The organism is Burkholderia sp. E168m23 (assembly GCF_016586125.1).
Lineage (GTDB): Bacteria > Pseudomonadota > Gammaproteobacteria > Burkholderiales > Burkholderiaceae > Burkholderia > Burkholderia orbicola.
The window spans coordinates 1-5,757 of record NZ_BCPP01000431.1 but is presented as its reverse complement, the minus strand read 5'-3'; the positions used below and the strand labels follow the sequence as shown (position 1 = coordinate 5,757).

The window sequence follows — 5,757 nt, the reverse complement described above, 5'->3', positions numbered from 1 at the left end:
CTTTCGCACGATGGCGATCGACAACGCGAGCACGCTGCCGAAGCAACTGCGCGACCCGCTGCCCGCGTATTCGCAGCACACGGCTGGCGACATCGCATGCCGCACGCTGCTGATCGACGGCCAGCGCAGCCCGAAGATGTTCCGCCACAACGTCGACACGTTGTCGCAGTGGATCGGCCATGCGCAACGGCAGACCGTCGCCGGTGCGTCGCACGGGATGAATGCGGCGAGTCCGGCGGTGTTCAACCGTTACGTGCACGAGTTCGTCGCCGCGTAACGCGAGCGGGCGGCATGCGCGCCGCCCGGCCTTCCTCTTTCTTGCAGAAGCGAAACGTCGCGGGTGCCCGCATCGTTTCGCATCCCTCTGCATCCGTCTACATTACGCCACCGGCGCCGCCTTGCGCGTCACCGCATCCGGCAACCCGAACACGCTGTCGAACGCCCAGTTGTACGTGAACGTGAAGATCGGGAAGAACACGATCAGCACCGCGTCGTACAGGAACGCCTGCCATAGCGACACGTCGAGCCACCACGCGATCAGCGGAATCAGGAACGTCACGAGCGCGACCTGGAACCCGATCGCATGCACGACACGCCGCCCGACGGTGCGCGTCGTTTCCGCCCGTCGCCGCTCCCACGCCTCGAACCCGAGGTTGTACAGAAAATTGACGGTGACGCCCGTCGTCGAGATCATCACGCCGAGCAGCCCGCTCGTCGCCGCGCTCGCGCCGCTCAGCATCCCGAGCACCGACGACGCGACGAGGATGCCGAGCACCTCGAACATCACGACGTAGACTATGCGTCTCTTCCATCCTTGCATGACCGACCACCCTCATATCGAACAATGTGGCGAGACTACAGCGGGCACTGCATCCGCCAAAGTCAGGTCCTTTCAATTTTTCTGACAGGAGGCGGCCGACCATGCTGACCAGCGATCACATCGACATGCTGCTGACCGTCATCGACAAAGGCTCGTTCTCGGCCGCCGCGCGTGCGCTCGGCCGTACGCCGTCGGCGGTCAGCATGGCGATCGCGAACCTCGAGGCCGAGCTCGACCTCGTGCTGTTCGACCGCGGCACGCGCGAGCCCACGCCGACCGCCGCGATGGCCGCGCTGCTGCCCGATGCGCGCGCGATCGCCGAACGGCTGCATGCGCTGCGTGCGCATGCGCAGCACTTGTCGGAAGGCGTCGAGGACACGCTGCGGCTCGGGCTCGCGGCCGAAATCGACGGCGTGCCGATTGCGCGCGCACTGACCGCCGTGGCCACGAAATATCCGGCGCTCGCGGTCAGCGTCGTCACGGCGCCGCAGGATGCGATCGTCGACGCGCTGCATCGCGGCACCGTCGATCTTTGCGTCGCGTACGGCGGGCTCGATCTTCATCCGCAGGAACAGATTCACGCGCTGTGGACCGAGACATTGATCGCGGTCGCCGCGCCCGGCCATCCGGCGATTGCCGAAGCCGCACATCCGGAAGCGATCGAGCGATTGTCGGGGTTTCGGCAGATCGTGATCGCCGATCCGGAGCGGCCGTTGACCGACGTGCGGCCGCTGATCGGCAATCGCACGTGGAAGGTCACCGACATGGGCACCGCGATCGCGCTCGTGAAGGCCGGTCATGGCTGGGCGAATTTGCCGGAATCGGTCATCGGCCGGTATGTGGCCGACGGCGAACTCGCGCCGCTCGTGTTCGCGAACATTCGCAACGGGTTGCCGCTGCCGGTGTATTTGCGGCGGCCGAAGCATACGGGGCTCGGCAAGGCGGCGAGCGAGCTGGTACGGGCTCTGCGGGCTGAACGCGCCGACACCTGAGCGCCGCCACTGATGACAGCATGCGTCAACTAGCGGGGCGCGCGGCGGGACGCCGCCGCACCGCCGGAAGGCGCTGGGTGAAACCGACCGTTAGTTGCGAAACACGGTGCAATGAAGAAGGTGCTTCATCGATTTCCGTGGACGTCGCCTTCCGTTCCGGCGTGGTCGCTTATCGGCACGTTGCCCGGAAAGTCAGCGGATAAGCTGTCCGAAAACCCGCGCCCACGCTGCCCGAAGGCGTCGCGCGCGGTCTTCGAGGAGATAGGAAGCCGCCAGCGCCAAGAGACCTGAAATTACCCCGGTCACGATGTGCTCGACATAGGGAATACGGTAATGACTCGTGTGCGAGTAGGCGTCGCCCAGCGTCGTCAGGACGCCAACGACCAGCGCATTGCCGTATCGATGCGCGTAGAGTTTCCCCACCGGCGTGAAAGTCAGAAGTACCGCCAGGAGTCCGGTCAGCAGACCCGTATGAAATGCGATGGTCCAGTGGGGGAGGCTCGTGATGTTTCCCCAGCTCCCCGGCATGCAGGTCATGCACGCAGTGGTTGGCTGCCAGAAACGCTGGACGAACAGCCTGACGCGGTGCTTCCACTCGGTTGACATGATGCGTTCCCATCAATGCCGTCGCCACGGCCGGCGCCGCCACACGTATCGTTGAAGCAGTTTCCCAACGCTTGACGAGCCTGCCGCCGTCGTCACGGGATGGTCGGCCGTCCGCCGAAGAGACCCGGCAATCACCTGGACATGGGGAAATACTACTCCACGATCAAATGGCCGCTGTGTCGACCGAGACCGGAATTCGACACTTGCTTCTATCGGCACGGCCCCGTCCGCGACGCGCATCGAACGATGCCCTTGCACGCGAAGTCGACGACGGGCGCCCTGAAGCGCGACGACCCATAAAAGAACCCCGGCATGCAGACCTGAGCCTGCATGCCGGGGTTCTTCGCTTCACGGTCGGCAAGCGACGAATCGCCCGCCGTTCGCGCTTACCGCGCAGCTACGTCAGCCTTGCCAGACGCCGCATCACCCACCGCCGTCGGCGCCGGCGCATTCCCCCACCCGCCGCCCAGCGCGCGGATCAGGTTGACGGTCGACACCGCCTGCGCCCCCGTCAACTGGTTCGCCTGCAACTGCGACTGCAACACCGACCGCTCACTGTCGATCACGTCGAGATACGCGACCTCACCTTCCTGATATTGCGTGCGCGACAACGTCGCCGCCCGACGCGACGCGTTGACGGCCGCATCCTGCGCGCGGATCTGATCATCGAGCAAACGCAGATCAGCAAGATTGTCCTCGACCTCGCGGAACGCGACGAGCACCTGCTGCCGGTAGTTCGCGACCTGCTCGTCGTACTGCGCGCGCGCCTGCTGCACACCAGCAGCCCGCCGCCCGCCGTCGAACAGCGGCAGCGTCAGCGCGGTGCCGGCGAACGGCCCGAGCAGGAACGTGCGGCTCGACCACAGGAACAGGTTGCCGAGCGTCGACGCTTCATACCCGAACGACCCGGTGATATCGAGCTTCGGGAAGTACGCCGACTTCGCGAGCCCGATCCGCGCGTTCGCGGCCGCCATCGCGCGCTCGGCCGCCGACACGTCCGGGCGGCGTTCGAGCAGCGCGGACGGCAGGCCCGGCGGAATCTTCACCGCGACCGGCACGATCGGCGTTTCCTTGAACGCGAAATCCGCAGGCGCCTTGCCGAGCAGAATGGCCAGCGCATGCTCGGACGCCGCGCGCCGGCGCGCGACGCCGACCGCATCGGCCTGCGCGCTCGCCAGTTCGTTCTTCGCGCGCGACACGTCGAGCTCGCTGATGTCGCCTTCGTTGAAGCGGCGCTGCACGAGCTTCAGCGCCTGCTCGCGCAACTCCACCGTGCGGCGGTACAGGTCCTGATCCGAATCGAGCTGACGCAATTCGAAGTAGTTCTGCGCGACGTCGGCCTGCAACGCGAGCTGCACCGAGCGGAACAGCGCTTCGCTCTGCGCCTGGTCGGCGCGCGACGCCTCGACGTTGCGGCCGACGCGGCCGAACAGGTCGGCTTCGTACGACACCGTGCCCTGCGCGCGCCACAGCGTCGCGTTGGTCGGGCCGGTGCCCTGCGGCTGGAACTGCGACGCCGACGACAGCCCCTCGCGCGTCGGCCCGAAACCAGCGCCGACCTGCGGGAACCATTGCGAGCGTGCCGACCGGGTCGCCGCACGCGCTTCCTCGACCCGCGCGGCCGCGGCCTTCAGGTTCTGGTTCGCGGCGAGCGCCTGCGTCTCGAGCGAATCGAGCACCGGGTCGCCGAACACCTTCCACCATTCGCCGCGATGTTCGCCGTCCGCCGGCTCGGCCGTCTTCCACGTGCCGGCCTGCTCGCCGGCGGCGAGGGTCGGCGCTTCCTTGAACGCGGCGGGCGCCGCCGCGTCCGGACGCTTGTAATCGGGGCCGACCGCGCACGCGGCGAGCAGCGTCGCGAGCAGGGTGCTCGCGGCCGCCACCTTCGCGAAGCGCATCAGGCCGTTCGTGTTGTGCAAGTTATTCATTTTCTGGTCCTCAAGCATCGGGCGCCGGCACGCCGTACCCCGTCGAATCCTTGCCGGCGACGTGGATCTTGCCGCCCGCGAGCGTACGCAGCACGACGTAGAACACCGGCGTCAGCATCAGCCCGAACAGCGTCACGCCGAGCATCCCGAAGAACACCGCGACACCCATCGCATGGCGCATTTCCGATCCGGCGCCGGTCGACGTGACGAGCGGCACCACGCCCATGATGAAGGCGATCGACGTCATCAGGATCGGGCGCAGCCGCAGCCGGCTCGCCTCGATCGCGGCCTCGAGCGGCGTCCTGCCGTCGTGTTCGAGCTCGCGCGCGAATTCGACGATCAGGATCGCGTTCTTCGCCGACAGCCCCACCAGCACCATCAGGCCGATCTGCGTGAAGATGTTGTTGTCGCCCTGTGTGAGCCACACGCCCGTCAGCGCCGACAGAATGCTCATCGGCACGATCAGGATCACCGCGAGCGGCAGCGTCAGGCTTTCATACAGCGCGGCGAGCACGAGGAACACGAGCAGCACGCTGATCGGGAACACATACATCGCCGAATCGCCCGCGAGGATCTGCTGGTACGTGAGGTCGGTCCATTCGAACCGCACGCCGCGCGGCAGCGTCTCGTGCGCGATGCGCTCGACCGCGGCCTGCGCCTGCCCCGACGAGAAGCCGGGCGCCGGGCCGCCGTTGATGTCGGCCGCCGTGTAGCCGTTGTAGCGCACGACCATTTCCGGGCCGAACGTCGGCGTCACCGTCACCAGCGACGACAGCGGCACCATCTCGCCCTTGTCGTTGCGGGTCTTCAACTGCAGGATGTCGTCCGCGCGCTGACGGAACGGCGCATCGGCCTGCACGCGCACCTGGTACACGCGCCCGAAGCGGTTGAAATCGTTCACGTACAGCGAACCGAGATACACCTGCATCGTGTTGAACACGTCGGTCACCGGCACGCCGAGCTGCTTCGCCTTCACGCGGTCGAGATCGACGTTGAGCTGCGGCACGTTGATCTGGTAGCTCGTGAACAGCGGGCCGAGTTCAGGCGCCTGCTGCGCGCGCTTGATGAAGTCGTTGGTCGCATCCGACAGCTTCGCGTAGCCGACCGCGCCGCGATCCTCGATCTGCATCTTGAACCCGCCGAGCGTACCGAGGCCGAGCACCGGCGGCGGCGGGAACACCGCGACGAACGAATCCTTCATCGCGCTGTACTTCTGGTTCAGCGCACCCGCGATCGCGCCGGCCGACAGCGCCTTGCCGTGCCGTTCCGAGAACGGCTTGAGCGTGACGAACACGATGCCCGCGCTCGAGCTGTTGGTGAAGCCGTTCACCGACAGCCCCGGGAACGCGACCGCGCTCTCGACGCCCGGCTGCTTCAGCGCGATCGAACCCATGTCGCGGATCACCTTCTC

General features: G+C 66.7%; 5 protein-coding genes and 1 pseudogene. 2 read left to right on the top strand and 4 right to left on the bottom strand.

Annotation, left to right across the window (positions count from 1 at the left end):
* Window positions 1–277, top strand: a 277-nt coding sequence (locus tag JMF90_RS21185; protein ID WP_201325396.1) for an alpha/beta fold hydrolase, incomplete at its 5' end; no start/stop codon positions are given.
* Between the two features lie 102 nt (window positions 278–379).
* Here the strand turns inward: JMF90_RS21185 and JMF90_RS21180 are convergent.
* Window positions 380–820 carry a PACE efflux transporter gene (locus JMF90_RS21180; protein WP_006480451.1) on the bottom strand — a complete coding sequence of 147 codons (441 nt, stop codon included), beginning with the start codon at window positions 818–820 and terminating at the stop codon, window positions 380–382.
* 101 nt (window positions 821–921) lie between these two features.
* On the opposite strand from JMF90_RS21180, the gene JMF90_RS21175 reads away from it, so the two are divergent.
* Entirely contained in the window at window positions 922–1,812 is an 891-nt protein-coding gene (locus JMF90_RS21175) for a LysR family transcriptional regulator (RefSeq protein WP_011546854.1), read from the top strand.
* Window positions 1,813–2,004: 192 nt separating this feature from the next.
* Here JMF90_RS21175 and JMF90_RS21170 read toward each other — a convergent pair whose 3' ends face one another.
* The 3 genes and pseudogenes from JMF90_RS21170 to ceoB form a co-directional block, all read right to left on the bottom strand.
* Window positions 2,005–2,418: a hypothetical protein gene (locus JMF90_RS21170; RefSeq protein WP_011546853.1), complete on the bottom strand. Its 414-nt coding sequence runs from the start codon at window positions 2,416–2,418 to the stop codon at window positions 2,005–2,007.
* A gap of 386 nt (window positions 2,419–2,804) precedes the next feature.
* The gene (gene opcM / locus JMF90_RS21165) at window positions 2,805–4,346 is read right to left on the bottom strand and encodes a multidrug efflux transporter outer membrane subunit OpcM (RefSeq protein WP_011546852.1); all 1,542 of its coding nucleotides are present in this window, start codon (window positions 4,344–4,346) and stop codon (window positions 2,805–2,807) included.
* A gap of 10 nt (window positions 4,347–4,356) precedes the next feature.
* Window positions 4,357–5,757: pseudogene (ceoB, locus tag JMF90_RS21160) on the bottom strand (multidrug efflux RND transporter permease subunit CeoB); the annotation flags it as partial.

What these genes read in the sequence shown, in the direction of transcription:
- JMF90_RS21180 (WP_006480451.1), bottom strand. Translation starts at nt 820, where the DNA reads ATGCAAGGATGGAAGAGACGCATAGTCTACGTCGTGATGTTCGAGGTG.
- JMF90_RS21175 (WP_011546854.1), top strand. Translation starts at nt 922, where the DNA reads ATGCTGACCAGCGATCACATCGACATGCTGCTGACCGTCATCGACAAA.
- JMF90_RS21170 (WP_011546853.1), bottom strand. Translation starts at nt 2,418, where the DNA reads ATGTCAACCGAGTGGAAGCACCGCGTCAGGCTGTTCGTCCAGCGTTTC.
- opcM (WP_011546852.1), bottom strand. Translation starts at nt 4,346, where the DNA reads ATGAATAACTTGCACAACACGAACGGCCTGATGCGCTTCGCGAAGGTG.